The sequence below is a fragment of the Arthrobacter sp. D1-29 genome, assembly GCF_054130585.1.
In genome coordinates this window covers 4428787-4445939 of sequence record NZ_CP096383.1, presented here as the reverse complement: position 1 = coordinate 4445939, position 17153 = coordinate 4428787, and the positions used below count along the sequence as shown (strand labels likewise).

At 64.5% G+C, this 17153-nt stretch carries 20 protein-coding genes and 2 riboswitches; of the genes, 11 read left to right on the top strand and 9 right to left on the bottom strand.

Going from position 1 to position 17153, the window contains the following annotated elements:
- Positions 1 to 28: 28 nt before the first annotated feature.
- Complete coding sequence (locus M1E17_RS20225; RefSeq protein WP_457963706.1) at positions 29 to 559, top strand: hypothetical protein; 531 nt, start codon at positions 29 to 31, stop codon at positions 557 to 559.
- Positions 560 to 596: 37 nt separating this feature from the next.
- Here M1E17_RS20225 and M1E17_RS20220 read toward each other — a convergent pair whose 3' ends face one another.
- Positions 597 to 767 (bottom strand): beta-galactosidase trimerization domain-containing protein, encoded by a 171-nt coding sequence (locus tag M1E17_RS20220; protein WP_457963705.1) that lies wholly within the window; start codon positions 765 to 767, stop codon positions 597 to 599.
- A 63-nt stretch (positions 768 to 830) separates the two neighbouring features.
- Between M1E17_RS20220 and M1E17_RS20215 the strand changes: the two genes are divergently transcribed.
- Together M1E17_RS20215 and M1E17_RS20210 are read left to right on the top strand one after the other, a co-directional pair.
- Positions 831 to 1130, top strand: coding sequence for a hypothetical protein (locus M1E17_RS20215; RefSeq protein WP_457963704.1), 300 nt, complete (start codon positions 831 to 833; stop codon positions 1128 to 1130).
- 199 nt (positions 1131 to 1329) lie between these two features.
- Positions 1330 to 2457 carry a response regulator gene (locus tag M1E17_RS20210; RefSeq protein WP_457963703.1) on the top strand — a complete coding sequence of 376 codons (1128 nt, stop codon included), beginning with the start codon at positions 1330 to 1332 and terminating at the stop codon, positions 2455 to 2457.
- Positions 2458 to 2529: 72 nt separating this feature from the next.
- Here M1E17_RS20210 and M1E17_RS20205 read toward each other — a convergent pair whose 3' ends face one another.
- Positions 2530 to 2877: a hypothetical protein gene (locus M1E17_RS20205; protein ID WP_457963702.1), complete on the bottom strand. Its 348-nt coding sequence runs from the start codon at positions 2875 to 2877 to the stop codon at positions 2530 to 2532.
- A gap of 97 nt (positions 2878 to 2974) precedes the next feature.
- Between M1E17_RS20205 and M1E17_RS20200 the strand changes: the two genes are divergently transcribed.
- The 3 genes from M1E17_RS20200 to M1E17_RS20190 all read left to right on the top strand — a co-directional run bounded on the left by M1E17_RS20200 (position 2975) and on the right by M1E17_RS20190 (position 5163).
- Positions 2975 to 3319, top strand: coding sequence for a DUF3846 domain-containing protein (locus M1E17_RS20200; RefSeq protein ID WP_457963701.1), 345 nt, complete (start codon positions 2975 to 2977; stop codon positions 3317 to 3319).
- A 175-nt stretch (positions 3320 to 3494) separates the two neighbouring features.
- Positions 3495 to 3592: riboswitch (glycine riboswitch) on the top strand.
- 1 nt (position 3593) lies between these two features.
- A riboswitch (glycine riboswitch) is annotated at positions 3594 to 3701 on the top strand.
- Positions 3702 to 3863: 162 nt separating this feature from the next.
- Positions 3864 to 4718, top strand: coding sequence for a methylenetetrahydrofolate reductase (locus M1E17_RS20195; RefSeq protein ID WP_457963700.1), 855 nt, complete (start codon positions 3864 to 3866; stop codon positions 4716 to 4718).
- Between the two features lie 196 nt (positions 4719 to 4914).
- Positions 4915 to 5163, top strand: a complete 249-nt coding sequence (locus M1E17_RS20190; protein WP_457963699.1) for a hypothetical protein — start codon at positions 4915 to 4917, stop codon at positions 5161 to 5163.
- Between the two features lie 107 nt (positions 5164 to 5270).
- Here the strand turns inward: M1E17_RS20190 and M1E17_RS20185 are convergent, their stop codons facing one another.
- Together M1E17_RS20185 and M1E17_RS20180 are read right to left on the bottom strand one after the other, a co-directional pair.
- On the bottom strand, positions 5271 to 5549 hold the full coding sequence (locus tag M1E17_RS20185) for a hypothetical protein (protein WP_457963698.1): 279 nt from the start codon (positions 5547 to 5549) through the stop codon (positions 5271 to 5273).
- A complete protein-coding gene (locus M1E17_RS20180) occupies positions 5533 to 7251 on the bottom strand; it encodes a DUF222 domain-containing protein (RefSeq protein ID WP_457963697.1) in 1719 nt (572 codons plus the stop codon). Before M1E17_RS20180 ends, M1E17_RS20185 begins: the two co-directional genes overlap by 17 nt.
- A 220-nt stretch (positions 7252 to 7471) precedes the next feature.
- On the opposite strand from M1E17_RS20180, the gene M1E17_RS20175 reads away from it, so the two are divergent.
- Together M1E17_RS20175 and M1E17_RS20170 are read left to right on the top strand one after the other, a co-directional pair.
- Positions 7472 to 8245: an oxygenase MpaB family protein gene (locus M1E17_RS20175; protein ID WP_457963696.1), complete on the top strand. Its 774-nt coding sequence runs from the start codon at positions 7472 to 7474 to the stop codon at positions 8243 to 8245.
- A 48-nt stretch (positions 8246 to 8293) separates the two neighbouring features.
- Entirely contained in the window at positions 8294 to 8971 is a 678-nt protein-coding gene (locus M1E17_RS20170) for a 4'-phosphopantetheinyl transferase family protein (protein ID WP_457963695.1), read from the top strand.
- Here M1E17_RS20170 and M1E17_RS20165 read toward each other — a convergent pair.
- The 4 genes from M1E17_RS20165 to M1E17_RS20150 all read right to left on the bottom strand — a co-directional run bounded on the left by M1E17_RS20165 (position 8951) and on the right by M1E17_RS20150 (position 15452).
- Entirely contained in the window at positions 8951 to 10621 is a 1671-nt protein-coding gene (locus M1E17_RS20165) for a M1 family metallopeptidase (protein ID WP_457963694.1), read from the bottom strand. The genes M1E17_RS20170 and M1E17_RS20165 overlap by 21 nt on opposite strands.
- On the bottom strand, positions 10618 to 14721 hold the full coding sequence (locus tag M1E17_RS20160) for a Pls/PosA family non-ribosomal peptide synthetase (protein WP_457963693.1): 4104 nt from the start codon (positions 14719 to 14721) through the stop codon (positions 10618 to 10620). Before M1E17_RS20160 ends, M1E17_RS20165 begins: the two co-directional genes overlap by 4 nt.
- A complete protein-coding gene (locus M1E17_RS20155) occupies positions 14696 to 14818 on the bottom strand; it encodes a hypothetical protein (RefSeq protein WP_457963692.1) in 123 nt (40 codons plus the stop codon). Before M1E17_RS20155 ends, M1E17_RS20160 begins: the two co-directional genes overlap by 26 nt.
- Before the next feature lie 61 nt (positions 14819 to 14879).
- Positions 14880 to 15452: an MOSC domain-containing protein gene (locus tag M1E17_RS20150; RefSeq protein WP_457963691.1), complete on the bottom strand. Its 573-nt coding sequence runs from the start codon at positions 15450 to 15452 to the stop codon at positions 14880 to 14882.
- A 69-nt stretch (positions 15453 to 15521) separates the two neighbouring features.
- Here M1E17_RS20150 and M1E17_RS20145 point away from each other — a divergent pair, with 69 nt between their 5' ends.
- Entirely contained in the window at positions 15522 to 15701 is a 180-nt protein-coding gene (locus M1E17_RS20145; protein ID WP_457963690.1) for a hypothetical protein, read from the top strand.
- Positions 15702 to 15727: 26 nt separating this feature from the next.
- On the opposite strand, the gene M1E17_RS20140 is transcribed toward M1E17_RS20145, so the two are convergent.
- Positions 15728 to 15940: a DUF2905 domain-containing protein gene (locus M1E17_RS20140; RefSeq protein WP_457963689.1), complete on the bottom strand. Its 213-nt coding sequence runs from the start codon at positions 15938 to 15940 to the stop codon at positions 15728 to 15730.
- A gap of 188 nt (positions 15941 to 16128) precedes the next feature.
- Here M1E17_RS20140 and M1E17_RS20135 point away from each other — a divergent pair, with 188 nt between their 5' ends.
- A complete protein-coding gene (locus M1E17_RS20135; protein ID WP_457963688.1) occupies positions 16129 to 16605 on the top strand; it encodes a hypothetical protein in 477 nt (158 codons plus the stop codon).
- Positions 16606 to 16833: 228 nt separating this feature from the next.
- A complete protein-coding gene (locus tag M1E17_RS20130; RefSeq protein WP_457963687.1) occupies positions 16834 to 17097 on the top strand; it encodes a hypothetical protein in 264 nt (87 codons plus the stop codon).
- The last annotated feature ends 56 nt before the right edge of the window (positions 17098 to 17153 follow it).

Genomic DNA, 17153 nt, shown 5'->3' with positions numbered 1-17153 from the left:
AGTGGCAGTAACGCTTGGAAGCACGCGATTGGTGTTCGAGCAGAGGGAGTACGAAGGCGCCCACCACTTGGCCTTCACGATCCCGACGGGCATGTTCGCGCAAGCCAAGGAATGGATCGCCGCACGGACGACTTTGCTTGGACGTGACGGGGTAGACGAGTTCGAGGGGCCCTCCAGCTGGAACTCCTGTTCGGTGTATTTCGATGGGCCTGATGGCCAGGTACTCGAGCTGATCGAGCGACGCGGGCTGCGGCAGCCGACTACGGATCATTTCGGTCCGAACGGATTTCTCTCGGTGAGCGAAGTGGGTGTGGCGGTGCCCCAGGTCCTCGCGGCGGTCGAGCTATTACACGCGAGTGGGATCGAGCCCTACGGTAGCCCGCCAAGCGAGGGGTTCGCGGCGGTCGGTGACATCAACGGCATGCTGATTCTCGTGTCCGCGGGTCGTGGCTGGATGCCCACAGCGGATCGATACGCCCAGCAAACGCCGGTTATCGTCCGCGCGGACGGGATCCCGGCAACGGAACTCACGCCGCAGCAGGTGGTCCATCCGGCATGAGTATCGCCGGAATCCTCCTTTGGTGCTGTTTGCTCGATTACACTCCGGTACCACCGGTGACCAACAGCGTGCCGCCAGCCTCGACGTAGCTCTTCAGGCTGGCGATTTCCGCATCCGACAGCGCGGCCGGTCGCGGCGCCACCACCACCGGGTAGGGTGCGAGCCGCTCCGCGGACAAACGCGGTGTGATGCCTTCCAGCGTTCCCAACGGTTTCCCCCGCGCCGCCATGGACGGGCAGGAGACATTGGGAGCCCCAGTAGACTCCCGTGCATGGGGGAAAACAAAACATCCGGGGAACACAACCTGGCCAGGCCCAGCCGACTCTCTTCCGCCGTCGTGCCTTTGGCGGGCGTCGTCGCGGTGGTGGTGGGTTTTTTGGTGGCATGGAGCAACAGGAATACCAGCATTGGCTGGTTCGCCTACGCGCCGCTGAGCAACCAGGAGTTCACCGGCAACGGCACGGCCTTTGTCAGTCAAGGGACGCAGATCGGCTTGGGAATCGCGGTCGCTGGCCTGCTCGTCCTGGCCTTTTGGGCTGGCCTCAGAATCGGCAGGAGATCCGGCTCGTAAGCTGAGCTGTCCCAGAGTGGAAGGTCCAGGAGCCGTTCACCTGCAACTGGATCCGGGTTAGCCTGTTCGTAGGCGCGTTCAGCCTTCTGCTGGCGCTGCGATGGGTTTCTGATTTGTAGTGGCCAGGGGGCACATAGTGGGGGAATCTTTTCCGGTGGTTCCGGGGCCGGTCCAACGACAAATGGTGGGGCCGCAGCCAGTGGCGGAACCGTCTGCGATTCCCGGTTCGGATGGCCCCCTGCCGGTTATGACGGTGCTGGTGGTGGATGACGACCCAGGCTCCCTGTTGGTTGCCAAAGCCGCCGTGGAAAAGTCCGGCCATCACTGCATCGTTGCCTCCGATGGGGATATGGCGTGGCAGCTGTATCAGGACCACCATCCCGAGGTGGTGGTTACGGACCTCATGATGCCCGGGCTCAACGGGTTTGACCTGTGCCGGACCATCCGCGCCTCAGAGTCCGGGTCCTATGCCTACCTGGTCCTGCTGACTTCGCACGGGGCACGGGAGGACGTCCTGGAAGGGATGAAGGCCGGGGCCGATGATTATGTGACCAAACCGCTGGACCCCTTCATCCTGCACACCCGGCTGCTGGCTGCCAGGCGGGTCACCACCCTTCATGGCGCCCTGGCCGAAGCTCTGACTGAGACCAGGGGCAGCAATGAGCGGCTGGCCGAGTTCACGGGCAGGGTCAGCCACGATCTCCGCAATCCCTTGACGTCAATCCTCGGTTACGTGGAGCTCGGTTCCATGGAAACGGATACCGACTCAGCCGCCGAGTACCTCGAGGTGGTCGGCCACAGTGCGCGGAGGATGCTCTCCATGGTGGAGGAACTGCTCACCTTCGCATCCATTGGTGGCTCGTTGGTCAGGTCCCGGCTATCACTGGCAGACCTCGTGAAGGATGTCGCCGACGACCTGAACCTTGGGTTGAGGGAAGCCGGGGCGGTGGTGGAGTGCGAGGACTTTTACTTCGACGCTGACGGGAGCCAGATGCGGGTGGCGCTGCAGAACCTGATCCAGAATGCCGTGGCCTACCGGCGGACGGGGGTTCCCCCGGTCATACGGATCCATGGTGACAACTTCGGGGCCGGCGTCGTCATCCAGGTGGCGGATAACGGCAAGGGAATCAGCGTGGGGGACCGACGCCGGGTGCTTGAGCCGCTGGTCCGGCTGCACCGGGAGGGGGACCCGCCAGGGTCCGGGCTGGGTCTTGCTACGTGCGCCCGGATCGCGGCCGCCCACGGCGGCCGCCTGGACATCTCCGCGAGCCAGAGCGGCGGGACGGCTGTCAGTCTCTACTTGGGACCAGCAGCACCTGGTAGCTAGTCCTTATCGTCGATGGCCTCCTGGAAAACGCCTGGCTCGGGAATTTCAGCCGGGCGTTTGGCGTGAACCTGATCAAGAAATCGGCATTTTAGTTTTATGTAGATCTGCTTGACCAAAAAGATAAAAAAACCCGCGTGCGGTCACGATGAAGAAAGTGGACATAACTCTATTTGTCAAACTTTTGGTTACTGCTCGTGCCGCTCCAGGGCGACGCTGACCGGGTTTTTTGGGAACTGGCATAAAAAATAAAAGTGGGTATGGTATCGGGTAAGGCAACGCATAGAAAGGCGTGATTCCGATGTCAGGAAAATCCCCCAAAAGCAGCGCAGCCAAGAAGGTTGGCAAATCGATTCTCGAAAAGCGGGCCGACAAAAAGGCAAAAAGCGAAAACAGCGAGATTAATTCTATAAAGCCGCGCAAGAACCAGCGCTAATCAGGCCCGCGGGCAGCCGACCCCGGGACTCCTAGCCCGGCGGCTGCCCGCGCCATCACGGAATTCAGCTCCAAGGACACCACCATGATTACTTCCTGCAAGGCCTTAGTTGTCCCGGCCAGACTGTCCCATCCTGTGCACATCAAGCCCGTTGAGCTGGATCTGCCGGCACTGCAGCGCGTGGCCGCGGGAGAAATTGGGTTCATCGTTGGCGAGACGTGGCATGTGTACCTCGACAACAACGGAAGCCGAACCGCCCAGAATATGCGGGCAGAGGTCCTTATTCGCGAAGCGGGCGTCGATCTGGAGGACACCGTCCACGGGACGGCGATCTTCCTTGGCCACCGAAACGGGGGCGAAGATACTGACGCTCCCCACCAGCTCATCCGGCTCGCCGAAGAACTCTTCGACGTGCCGCTGGCCGCGTAGAACTGTGGACAAGAGTGCGGCGCTTAGAACCGATGGATGACGCAGGGCAACGTTACGGAGGCGGGGCCACCCGCCGTCGTACATTTCTGACCTAAATTACTGACTCAGGCTTTTGCATCCCGATCCACAACGGGATAGCCTGTGAGCCGTGTCACCCACCAGTGGCACACGCTGATGATCTGCGGCGGGAGAGTCCTGCCGGTACGTTCTGCAGGCGCCGTAGGAGCAAATCCTCTCCGGGAATCTCTCAGGCACACGTACCGCCGCGGCAAGGCAACTCTGGAAAGCAGTCCGGGCAACCGGGCTCACCGACGGTGCAAGTGGCGCCCTGCCAACAGCAGGACAAAACGGAAACTCTCAGGTCCAATACAGAGTGGAGAGGAACCCGAATCAACGTGGCGTTTTGGCGCCGCCTGAATAATGGAGTTCCTCGTATGCCGGTTCATTTCTTCCCAGTCACCTTCGCGGTCCGGCACACCGCTGTCCGCCGCCAGTCCTTCGTCGGCAGGCCGCCGACTCGGGCCCCCTGGTTGTGACAGGACCCATGATGCTCCCCACCAGAATTGAAATCGTCCCGTCCGCGGGAATTGTTGAGCGGGTCAACGCCTTGGTACCGCTGACCACAACGCTCACGGTGACATGCCTTCCGCACCACGGCATCGAGCGGACCATGCGGACCGCCGTGGAGCTGAGCGTCCTCGGATACACGGTGATTCCGCACCTAGCGGCGCGGAGCCTGCGCGACCGTGCCGATCTCACCCGCATCATTCGTGAGTGCGATGCCGCCGGCATCTGCGAGGTGTTCGTGATGGGTGGAGACCGGAAGCAGCCGGCGGGGGTCTATGGAACGGCTCTTCCGGTGCTGGAGGACATCGCGCAATATTCCGGCGGGATGCTGCGGGCAGGCGTCGCAGGATATCCGGAAGGGCACCCGTTGATAGGTCCTAAGGATGTGCTCGATTCCCTCCTGGCCAAGCAGAGCCTGGCCTCGCACGTGGTTACGCAGATGTGCTTTTCCGCGGAGAAGATTCACGATTTCGCGGCCGTCCTGCGGCGCGAAGGCGTGGAGCTCCCCATCTGGGCGGGGGTGGCGGGGTCCGTGCCGCGGACAAGGCTGATCTCCCTGGGGACACAGATCGGCGTCGGAAGTTCGCTCAAATTCCTGAGCCGCAAAGGCCCGCTAGCCCGCAAGCTCCTGAGCGGCGACCGCTATTCACCACAAAACCTGATGTCTGGGCTGGAAAGCCCGGCCGGCGCGATCGCCGGCATCCACCTCTACAGCTTCAACAGCCTCGACTCGATTCCCAGCCAATCCCTGCCCGGGCTGGGCCAGGCATCAGCACCCACTGCACTCCAGACAGCATTGGCTCGGGGAAGAGCACGTGACGATCGAGAGTAACGGGTAAGGGTGAAGGCCCGTTCGCGGCCAGGCTGAAGCGGAAAGGCTGAAGCGGCCAGGCCGAAGCGGAAAAGGACGTCCCACGGACCATGACAGAACGTAGGCCGACGACGGCGGGAAGTCCCGCCGTCGGGGCCGTTCGCCAGGCGTTTTCAAAGGTTCTTGACCACTCAATCCCCAGCCGCCACCATAAGATATGAGCGACTCTGGAGCTGATACCGCTGGTGTCCCGTTCGACAGTGATGACGACGACCTGGTAGACGTTGCCGGCCCTGAGACTGTCGAAAGCATTGCCGAGGATGTCCGTGACGATATCCGGCTGGGCCACATCCAGGATGACGTAAGCCATGTCCTTGAGGAACGCTTCCGCAAGGCAGGCATCAACCTGCGCCCCGAAGAGATAGACGACCTCGCCGAAGAAATCGAAAGGGACGTGTCCATCTAGAACGTCATCAAGTCATCCCGGGCGGTGCGGGCCCGAAACGGCGGAGAACAACCTGGATTACTGCGCTGGCCGTGTTGGGCGCATGGCTTTCGAGTCATACCAGTGGTTCAGGTGGCCCGCACGCCCGAGGACATGAGGCGATGGTCGGCGAGTTCCAGTTGCCGGCTTAGTTCGTCTGGCGGAGCGTATTCAGGCAGCCAGCACAGGTGATCATCCGGCTCTGGTGCAGGCCAAAGACGCCATTCAGGAAAAGGGTCGACCGGTAGAGCCTGGTCCAGGTCCAGGTCCAGGTCCAGGTCCAGGTCCAGGTCCCGGTCCAGGTCCTGGTCCCGGTCAAAGTCCAGATCCGGGTCCAGATCAGGATGGGGATCATTTTCCGGCCGCATCCCCAAGATCGCGCTGCAGCCTCATCTCAGGATCCCGCTGCATGGCTGAGTCCACGTCTAAGTCCACGTCGGAGTGGAGGGAAGTCCGGCCGGGTTCACTGGGCCAGTGGGGTGGTTCCCAGTCGGGTTGTTCGCTGCGGTAATGGCGTCCTGTTGGGGAGGTCCAGCCGGGTGGTTTGTTTTTGGTGGCGCTGGTTGGGGTCCAGGCCGTGGTGTGTCTGAGTCTGTGGTGTTTTGGGCAGGGCTGTCCCAGGTTGGCTATGCCGGTGGTGCCGCCTCGGGCCCAGGCGAGGAGGTGGTCTGCTTCGTTGTCCAGGGAGTGGTTGTTGCAGCCGGGGAAGGGGCATTTGCCGTCCCGGAGCCGGAGCCATTGACGCATCGCTTTGGTGATGCGGTAGCTGGTCCGGCCGATTTCCAGAGGTGCGCCGTCGCGGGGGTCTGTCAGGACCCGCATGAAGGAGGTGGCGCCGTCGCTGACGAGGCGGCGGGCCATGGACGGTGGAATAGGCCCGTAACCGTCCAGGGTGGCTGGTTCGTCGGTGGCGCCCAGGAGGGCCATGACCGGCACGGTGATGAGGACCTGCGCCGTTGGCGACGGCACAGCACCGGCGATGCCGGTCTCGAGCCTGGTGCCGTTGCCCGTTCCGGTGCCGCCGATGCTGCTATTAGTGCTGGTGGCGCCCATCGTGCGGTCGTCAATGCCGCCGGCAATTCGTCTGCGATCGGTTCCTCCACCAGCCATAGGCGCGGTGAGGCTGCCGCTGGTGTTGTTGGTGAGCAGCCAGGTGGCGGCCACGTCGGCGCGGAGTTGGGTGAGGGTCCTGTTCTCGTGCGGGCCCTGCAGGGCGCGGGCGGCGGTGGTGGTCCGGTCCCAGATCCCGGAGGCTTGGTCGGCCGGGAGGTACGCGGCGAGCCAGGCCATGCCGTCGCGGTCCGGCTGGTACTCCAGCCGCCGGTCCTGGACTCCCTTGGCGTGGCGCTTCTCGATGGAGACGGGGTGGTGGCGTTCGCGCCAGGTACGGGCCTTGGCGCGGAAGCGGGACGGGACGAGTTCACCGGCCGCGACTCCGCGGGCAGGATTGGGTGCTCCGGGGTCCAGGAAATGTGCCTCCAACGCCGCCGCCCCGTCCGGGTCCAGGTTGTTGGTTTCGTCAACCATAATCCGGGCGTGCTGCCAGGAAATGCTGCCTTCCTGCAGCGCGGACAAGGTCTGCGGCAGGATGCTGGTCAGGGCCTGGGATTCAGAGATCAGCGCACCCGCGGTGCGTTCGCTGACTGTGAGGGCGCACGCGACCTCCGCGATCACCGACATTTCCTGCGCCGTGGCGTCCTGCGCGGTCACCGCCGGGGTGGCGATGGCCTCTTCCAGCTCGGCGATTCCGGCGGCCAGATGTACCTTCAGCGCCGCATGTTTTGCCTCAGCGCGGCCAACCTCGGCCAGCGCATTCAGGTAAGCGTCCAGCCGTCGGCGCAACGGATCAGAATCCTGCATCGGATCGGCGTCCAGCACCGAAACAGGATCGGCGTCCACCTCACCAGCGGCGCCAGGGCCAGCCGTGCTGTCATCCAAATGGGGCCGGATGATTCGGCCAAGGGCGGCCGTGGAGGCTACAACAGCAGCCAGGGCATCCTCGATCCCAGGACCGGTGGCAGCCTCCAAGCCCGCCCCGCTCCCCGCTGTCCAAGCCCCCGTGCTGTCCATAAGAAAAGCATCCCAGCAGGGTCTGACAATAACGCTGCCCTCGAAGTCGCGGGCCAAACTGACTTCTCCTCAAAGCAACGCCCAACAGGCGAAAGGAACGCCAAGACGCGAAAGGAACGCCGAGGAATGACGTATGCCGGTCCACGGGAAAGTCAGCCCATGGGCAGGGAACTCAGCAGTCGGCGTCGCCCGCTTTTGGCCTCTCCGGTACCCTGTTGAAATGGTGGGTGGAAATGCCGACATGGGTGCCGAAGGCATCCTGCTCGCAGGGGCGGGCCGCGCCATTTTGCTGCAGCTCGCCAACCCTGCCGTGGGCCACGGCGTCGCTGATCACAGCAACTTCGTTGACCGTCCGCTGGACAGGTTCCTGGCCACCGTAACCTACGTGTATGCCGTGACGTACGGCGACGAGGAGCAGGTGAAGGCGGTGCGCCGGAAGGTCAATCATGCCCATGCCCGGGTTCGCCGCAAACCTGACGGCAGCTCCGCAGGCTACAACGCGTTCGATCCGCAATCCCAGCTGTGGGTGGTGGCAACCCTCTACGACACAGCAGTCACTGTTTACGAACGAATTTACGGCCCGCTGGAAGACGAGATGGCGGAGAGCGTCTACCGCGAGTACGCCAAACTGGGGACAGCCCTTCAGCTGCCGCCGGAGCTCTGGCCGGCGGACCGTGCAGCCTTCCGCACGTACTGGAATGAGCGCGTACAGACGCTGAAGCCCGACGACGTCACGGCCCGGGTGGCCCGCGATCTCCTGTACCCTCCAACGGGTCCGCTCTGGCTTCGCCTGAGCATGCCCCTGGTCCGGTTCATCACCGCAGGACTCCTGCCGGATCACCTCCGGGAAGGCTTCGGATTGCCGTGGACCGCGCGGCATCATCGGCAGTTCGACCGGACGATGCGAGCCGTTGCGGTGGTCTATCCGCGGCTGCCGCAACGCATCCGGCACTGGTTCAAGAACTACTCCCTTAGACGGCTCAGCACGGCTTAGCGGTCCGGTGGAAGAACCGGTCAACGCGGGCTCCCTACAATGGCTAACGTGCGCGATACGGAAATAGGAGGGGCTCTAGTCAGGGCGGCAGCCTTGGCGGCCCCCGGCCTTGCGGAGTTAAAGCTGCTTGACGCCTCCGAACACCGCCGCGCCGCTTCTTTCCATAAGCCCACAGACGCTGCTGAATTCCTGGCCGGGAGACTGGCGCTGCGATTATTCGCTGCAGAGCTGGCTGGTACTTCGCCCGCAGCTTTGGTGGCGGCCTACAGGTGCAGCCGTTGCGGCGGAGGAGAAGGGGACCATGGCCAACCAGGCTATGTGCTCCAGGATGGGGGAGCGGGTCCTCTACTGAGCCTGAGCCGGGCGGGCGGGTGGGTTGTCCTAGCCGGCGCCGGCAGCGACGGCGGCAGCCTGAGCGGAATAGGCGTAGACGTGGAGCAGGCCGGCAGAACAGCATTCCCCGGCTTCGACGCAGTTGCCCTGACTCAGCGGGAACGCACTAGCCTGGCGCCTTCCACCACATCAGAAGGGCGTAGCCAGCGGGCGCGGTTCTGGACCCGGAAGGAAGCTTTCCTTAAGTCGATCGGCGAGGGGCTGGGACGGGACCCCGCAACATGCGACGTAACCGCGGAACGCCTTGAAGGAGTCTTGCTGGCCGATGTGGACCCGGCGCGCCTAGGGCTCCCCTCGGGAACTGTCGCAGCCTTAGCGTTGCGGCAGAACTGATTCGTATAGCCAGGGATGAAGAATCCCCTCGGCGTCAAAGCCGGGGACACTCCCACAAAGTTCCTGAGCCAGCTCGGTCAGATCTCCGGTGGACACTGATCCGAAACAGTTTCGTTCGGTCCAAGCCCTGAGAAGGCCGAAAAAGAGGGCATCGCCCACCGCTGTCCTCAAGGCGTGCAGGGCCAGTGCACCCCGTTTGTAAACACGGTCGTCGAACATCAGTTCCGGGCCGGGATCTCCGATCCGCAGATCCTGCGGTTTGGATGCGAGGCCTTCCCAGGCAGCTTCTGCCCGGGCTGCCGCCGATCCTTGCCCGGATGCTTCTGACCACAGCCATTCGGCGTAACAGGCGAACCCCTCGTGGAGCCAGATGTCCTTCCAGGAGGAGGCCGTTAATGAATTTCCAAACCATTGGTGCGCCAGTTCGTGGGCGATCAGCCGCTGGGATTCCCACCGCAGATCCAGGTGGTTACGGCCGATAATCGACAGTGACTGCGCTTCGAGGGGAATCTCCAGTTCGTCATCCGGTACGACGACGGTATAAGACTGAAAGGGGTACGTCCCGAAGCAGGCTTCGAACGTCGCCATCATCTCGTGCTGCCGGACGAGCGCTTCCTGCGCCCGGTCCATCAGCACCGCCGGAGCCGCAACGAGTTGCCGGACCCCGCTTCCGGTGGCGGGTATGGCTGTGACTGGGATGGCTCTGGCTGGTATGCCCCCGACGGCGGCTCCCGCGCTCGTGATTGCGGCTCCCGCACCCGTGACTGGCACCCCACTGCCCCCGACGGCGGCTCCCGCACTCGTGATTGCGGCTCCGGTGGCAGGTATGGCAGTGACTGGTATATCCCCGACGGCGGCCCGCGCCGCTCTGATTGTGGCTCCGCCATTCGCGACGGCGGGTCCCGCACCCGCGATTGCGGCTCCCGTTCCACTGGCGCTCCCCGCTAGGGGAACGATATCGTAGCGGCCGATCTGTACGGTGGCGAGGTAAGTCGCCAGGGGTTCGGCCTGTTCATAAACCCAGGTTTCGCGGCTGGCCTTCGAATGCCTGGACACCAGGGTCCCGTTGCAGACCACCTGGTAGTTCATGTCCGTGGTGACGGTGAATCCGAAGCTGGCTTTGCGGCTGGGATGGTCGTTGCAGGGAAACCAGGATGGTGCTCCTGTGGGCTGCCCGGCGACGAGGACGCCGTCGGTTAGTTCTTCCCAGCCGACGTCGCCCCAGTTTCCGCGCAGGGGCCCCGGCCGGCCCTCATAGCGGATGTCCAGACTGAATTCGGATCCCGGGGCGAGAGGCGCTGCCGGAGTGATAACAAGGCGGCCCTCGCGCTGGATGAACCGTGCCGGGCGCTTGCCATCCACCCTCACCTTGATGACCTGCAGGCCGGAGAGGTTCAGCATGACGGACTGCAGCCGGGAGATGGCGGTCCCGGCGACTGTTACGTGGGCGTCCAGGCGGTTTGTGGCCACCCGGTAGTCGAGGTACAGCTCATACCGTGAAACGCTGAAGTCTGCGGAGCCGTGACCTGGAGTGTAGGAATCCGGCAGGGGTTCCCCGGTGAGTGTCCGGCCCTGTTCGGGGGAAGCAAAAGGTCGGCTCACCCGCTCATCGTAGCCGACTGTGCCCGGGGCGCCGGCGGGCAGGGTCATACTGGGCCTTGCCCAGGAACGGGGCTGGCGGCGGGGCCGGGCGTCTGACCATCGGGCCCAGGGGCTGGCGCTGGCTCAGGGACAGGCGCCGGCTGAGGGGCTGGCGCCGTCGGGGTCGATGGCCCTCCCGACCAGGGGCTGACAGGATTCCCGATCCAATAACTGCCTGCGGGGACGGTTTCGCCGCGCATGACCAGGGACGCCGGGCCGACGGTGCCCCCGGCGGCGATGCGTGCCGCCGGCAGAATCACGCCGTGCGGACCGATGGTGGCACCGTCCTCGAGGGTGACCTCGGCCATGCTCATGACTCGGTCGTGGAAGAGATGGGTCTGGATCACGCAGCCGCGGTTGACCGTGGAGTTTTCACCCAGAGTGACCAGGTCTGCTTCAGGCAGCCAGTAGCTTTCGCACCAACTGCCGGAGCCGATTCGCGCACCCAGCCCGCGCAGCCACCAGACGAGTGCAGGACTGCCTGTTGCGGACCGGGCGAACCACGGCGCTGTGACCATCTCGACAAAGGTGTCCACCACCTCGTTGCGCCAGATAAAGGAACTCCACAGCGGATGTTCTCCGGCCTTGATTCGCCCCACAAGGAGCCATTTGGCGACGACGGAGGCCGCCGCTGCCACGGCACCTGCGGCCACGATGATGACGCCGCCCAAAAGAGCCGCCGTGACGTAGCCGCCGGTGCTGCCGGCCAGCAGATCCAGAGCCAGCAGGACTCCTGCGGCAATACCCACTGTCAGGAACACCGGAATCGCCCGGCACAGTTCCCAGCACGCGCGGAAGAGCTTCAGCCGAAGGGGAGGATCGAACGTCAGTGACTGGTCGGCGTCGAGCTTTGACCTCCTGAGCCGGACGGGAGGGCTGCCCAGCCAGGACGTCCCGGATTTGGCCTTGGCCGGTGTTGCGGAGAGCACCGCGACGAGGGAATTCTTGGGCACGCTGCGGCCGGGACCGGTCATTCCGGAATTCCCCAGAAACGCGCGTTTGCCGATCTTCGCGGGAGCCACTTTCATCCAGCCGCCGGCAAGTTCGTAGGAGGCGATCATGGTGTCATCGGCGAGGAAGGCGCCGTCGCCAACCGTGGTCATTGACGGAAGGAGCAGCACGGTGGACGCTTCGACGTTCCGGCCAACCTTGGCGCCGAGCATCCTGAGCCACACCGGGGTGAACAGGCTTGCGTAGATGGGAAACAGCAGGTCCCGGGCCGCATCGAGCACCCGCTCCGTGGCCCAGATCCGCCATCCAGTCAGGCTTCGTACCCGGTAGTGGCCTTCCTTCAGCCCCATCCCAAGGATGCGGACCAGGCCTGCCGTGAGCAGGAGGTTGGTGATGAACCAGACGGCGGCCGCCAACGGCACAGCCGCCAGCACAACCGGCCAGGCCTCCACCAGGGAACCTTGGCCGCGAACTGCCCAGGCGACCACCGCGGCGGCAGCCACCACTGAGCACAGCGGGATCCCTGCGAGCAAAGTGGAACCGGCAGCGTACGCCGGGAACCAAAGACGGGAGCCGCGGCTGCGGGCCGGCTCTGCAGGAAAGCTTGGGCGGGCCTTGCCTCGCCGTACGGCCGGTGACCCTGCATAATGCTGGTTCGCCCGCACCTTTCCCAGAACCGCGGAGCCGGGGGCCACTTCAGCGCCGGCTCCCACCCGGGCACCGGGCATCAGTGTGCTGCGGGAGCCTATAGTCGCGCCCCGGCCAACATGGATGCGTCCGATGTGGACCAGGTCGCCGTCGATCCACCAGCCCGACAGATCCACTTCAGGCTCAACCGAGGACTCAGGGCCGAGGTAGAGCATCCCGGTGACAGGAGGCACGGAATGGAGGTCGACATTCGGGCCGATCTTCGCGCCCAATGCCCTGGCATAGTACGGAATCCACGGTGCTCCGGCGAGGCTGACAGCTCCGGTGAGGTCAGCGATCTGTTCCGCCAGCCACAGCCTCAGGTGCACCTTGCCCGAGCGGGGATAGGCGCCCGGCACAACACCACGCAGGAGTATCCGGGCTGCGGCCGCGGCAAGTGCCATGCGGCCCAAAGGACTGACGAACACTGCCCAGGAAGCAAGTACCCACCACCAGGAAACGGTGGGTGCAGCAGTGAGAAGCCCCAGCATGGACAGCAGGTTGTTGGCGGCCATGAGGTAAGTCAGCCACCGCATCCCAACCAGGACATGCAGCGGCGCACTGATCAGGACCTGGAAGATCTGGGATTTCAGCGCCGTCGGCCTGACGGTTCGCTCACGGGCAGGAAAAGCAGCCGCTTCATCGCCAGATGCCAGGACCAGTTCTACCAGGGCTCCCAGCCGGGGCCGGGAATAGATATCGGCGACGGCGATGGTCGGGTATCGCGTCCGCAGGGCAGACACCAGCTGGGCGGCGGCCAGGCTGCCACCGCCATGCGCGAAAAAGTCGGCCTCCAGGCCTTCCGGTGCCGTGCCCAGGACCGCTGTCCACTGCTCCGCGATCCACGCGGCAACCGGATCCAGGGACGCCGTTCCAGTGCTTTCCTCGCCGGGAGATATGAGGGGCCACGGCAGCGCGGCCCGGTCCACTTTGCCGCTGGTCTTTACCGGCAAGGATCCGACGACGGTCAGCATGGGAACCAGCGCGGCCGGCAACGTCTGGGCCAGCAGGTCACGGAAAGCGGAAAGGTCGGGTTCTACGCCCGGCCCGGGGGCGAGGTAGCCGACCAGGACCTGGTGCCCGGCACCGGTGTTCTTCACCGCGGCGGCGGCGCCGTGGATCCCGGGGAGTGCCTGCAGGGCGGAATCGACTTCCCCCAACTCAATCCGCCGCCCGCCGAGCTTGACCTGCTCGTCGGCCCGGCCCATGAACAGAAGTCCTTCGCGTTCAAAGCGCACCAAGTCGCCGCTGCGGTAGGCGCGCTTCCATCCCAGAGTTTCCATGGGGGCGAACTTTTCCGCATCCTTGGCCGGGTCCAGATACCTGGCCAGTCCTACTCCGCCAATGATGAGCTCTCCGACATTGCCCTCGGAGACGGGTATCCCATGGGCGTCCACGACGGCCAGGTCCCAGCCATCCAGCGGAAGGCCGATTCTCACGGGCCCGGATCCGTCCATGAGTGCTGCACAGGACACCACAGTCGCCTCGGTGGGTCCATAGGTGTTCCACACCTCGCGTTCCGGCACGGCGAGGCGGGCTGCCAGCTCCGGCGGGCAGGCTTCACCGCCAAAGATCAGCAGCCGCACTGCGTCCAGCGTCTCCACCGGCCAGAGCGCCGCCAGTGTTGGCACTGTGGAGACAGCAGTGATGCCCTTGGTGACAAGCCACGGACCCAGGTCCATTCCTGTCCGTACCAAGGCGCGGGGGGCCGGCACCAGGCAGGCCCCGTGCCGCCACGCGAGCCACATCTCTTCGCAGGAAGCGTCGAAAGCTACTGACAGGCCGGCCAACACACGGTCGGAAGGGCCCAGCGGTTCCTCCTGCAGGAACAGCCTGGCCTCGGCATCCACGAATGCCGCGGCAGCGCGATGCGTTACCGCCACGCCCTTCGGGGTACCGGTGGACCCGGAGGTGAAGATAATCCACGCATCATCATCGGGGCTGGCCGAACGCGGCTTCGCCCCGGAGTCGCCAGATTGATGGGGGCCGCCAGGGGGACGTGAGGCTCCGGATTCGAGAGCGTCCTGGATGCCGCCGGCGCCCAGGACGGCGGAAACCCCGGCCTCGGCAAACACAAGCCTGGCCCGTTCATCCGGATCATCCGCATCCACGGGGACATACGCGGCTCCAACAAACAGGACGGCAAGTATCGCCACATACAGTTCGTTGGTGCCGGACGGGATCCGCACCCCCACCCTGTCCCCGGCGCCAATGCCGGAACCTCGCAACCGGCCGGCGTACGCCTTCACCTCCGCCTGCAGCTCGGCGTAACTGAGGCACACGCGGCCGTCGTCGAGGGCGGAGGAATCCGGATAAGCCGCCACAGTCGCTTCGAAAATCTCCACCAGGGTGCGTACAGGGGGTGCCTTCAGGACCCCTGGCAGCTGCGGGCTGTGGATCGGCGCCGCCCCGTTCCCGCCGGTGACGGCCGAGGCGGCCGCGGGCTTAACCGGCACTGGGAAGCTCACCATCTTCGAAGATCCTCGACGCCGGGCCCACAGTCAGCTGGTCATCGGCATCGTCGTCGAGCACGGCGATGCGGTGACTGGAGAGATCGAATATGTTCACCGGCAGAACTTACTCAACCTCCATGAACTCCTGATGAACAGGGAACCAACGCGGTGGGACGCTACGGCAACCGCGATGGCCGCAACAACGTGGGCTCGCCGGCACGCTCAGGCTCAAGCGGCACCGGGCTGGTCAGCACGGCAGGCCCGCGGTGCAGAATCCCGCTTGAGATCACTTGGCAACGCACACCGCCCCGTCCCCGCATCGCCTTGTGCGCTCCCGGCGCCAGCATCTGGTCCATCCACGCGCAGGGGTTGGCGGGACGCCCGGCCTTCAGCCGTACCAGGTCCCCGCGCGTTTCCAGCGAGAACTCCTGACCCAGCAGCGGAGCCAACTGCACACCGCGGAGGACCACATTGCGCCGCGTCAGCAGTGGATCAAGAGGCGCCGTCCCCAGCTCGGCGGCGATCGCTTCCAGAGCCTCCACCGCGAACAGGGTGACTGCGGCATCCATGTGCGCGGCCTTGCCAAAGAACCTGTCTCCCACAATGCCCTTGCCGGCAACCAGTTCCGCTTGCTCGGCGTCGGCGGTGGGGACATCCGCCGCCCCTTCGCGTGCCCGGCCGAAGTAGGCGTGCGCAGGCGACACGAGGAGGTGCAGAACCTCCATGTCGTACCGGTAGGTTGCCGTCATGCCTTAAAGCTATCCCCGGAGGATGGGACAGCACACCATCCTCCGCGGTGTCAGCCACGAATCCCTGTCATGAACTATTACAGCCCGGCGGCGCAGGAACGGGTTCGGGACGCCGCATACGATGCAGTCGAAAAGGTCCTCAACAGCATCTTCGAGCCGTTGAACCGGCATGCGCTTACAGCACGCTGGCATCAGGCATGCGAAGCCATGGAAAAACACCTGGAAGCGCAGGACAACGGCGACGAGTAGGCGCGGCCAGTAACAGCCCTCAGGCGTTACCTGCGGAACAGCGACATCACGATGCTGACCACGACCGAGACCAGGAGCATGGAGACCAGGGGTATGTAGACGCGGGTGTTTTCGCGTTCGATCCGGATGTCCCCGGGCAGGCGCCCGAACCAGGACAGCCCGCCCGTCCATGCCAGCACGCCCACCAGGACCACCAGCAGGCCGACGGTCACCAGCAGGGGACCGAAGTCGCGTCCCATCCCTGACACCCCTTCAACACGGTTGCTTCTTCAACACGGTTGCCTCCTTCCAATCCCACCACTTCACAGCCAATCCGCAAGTGGTACGCAGAAGGCCAGCGCCAGTCCTTGCGGCCGGGTTCCCCCGGTGCTAAAGAGTCTGTATCGGCACTCGGCGTGCGGGCTGTAGAGGTTGGAGGGTGGGGGCTTTGATCAATTCGGCCTCGTTCGTTATCAAGGCATGGAATCACGTAGTGGACTTCGTGGTGCAGCCGGAAAACGGGGAGACCCTGAGGGTCCCGCTGGTTTACACCGGCGTGCGGTCGGGGCCTATCCAGCTGCGGGTGGAGTTCCTGCAATCCCGGGTGGAAGCGGAGGTGTTCGATTGGGAGGATGTTCTTGAGCTGTCCCTGGCCCTTCCTGCAGGACGCGTCTACTTCTGTGAATCCGGCGGGGCGGACAGGCAGGAAGTCGGGACGATTCCGGACAAGGAGGAGGGCATCTACCGTGCACGGCTGCACGCCATGGGCAGGGACCGGGCCTTTGACGCTCCCGTGAAGTCGCCCAGGGAACGCCACCTGGTGCAGTTGTGGAAGGAACCGCCCTCGCCCATGTCCGTCCTGGCATCAGGGTCAGAACATGCGGTGGGCGCGGCCCGGCTGGCGAAGATGTGGCACGAGGAGTAGCCGCTGTAAGAGCGGACGTTACTTTGGCCAAACCCTTGACGCTGTCATCCAGGAAGCGTAGATTGTTCAACAAGTTGAGATTGTTCAACAATCTATCCCATTCCATAGTGGATGAACTCTTCAAGGAGGCAACGTGGCCGCGCCATCAGTAACGGGTTCCGGGCATCGGCAACCCGTTGTACGGCGGACAGGCATGTCCGGCTACCAGGAGCCAGGGGGCGTGTCCTTATGAAGAAGCGCATCCCGGTCACCGAAAAGCTGGCCCGAAGGGTTATGAACCTGTCGGTGCCGCTCCATCAGTCCACCGGCACACATCGCGAACTATCCGGCATCTGGCAGAGCCCCGCCGGAGTGCGGATCCCGATGTTCGAGGGCCAGCTCCTGCCCGCTGATGCCGGCAGGCCCTGCCTCTGGACGCACGTTAGCTTTCATGGATCCGGGCCGGAATCGGGCCGCGCCAGGTGGGCGGTTCCGGAACCCCACCTCCTGTAGGTGCACACAAGGCAACGGACGACGGCGGGACCTCCCGCCGTCGTCCGCTGCCGTTA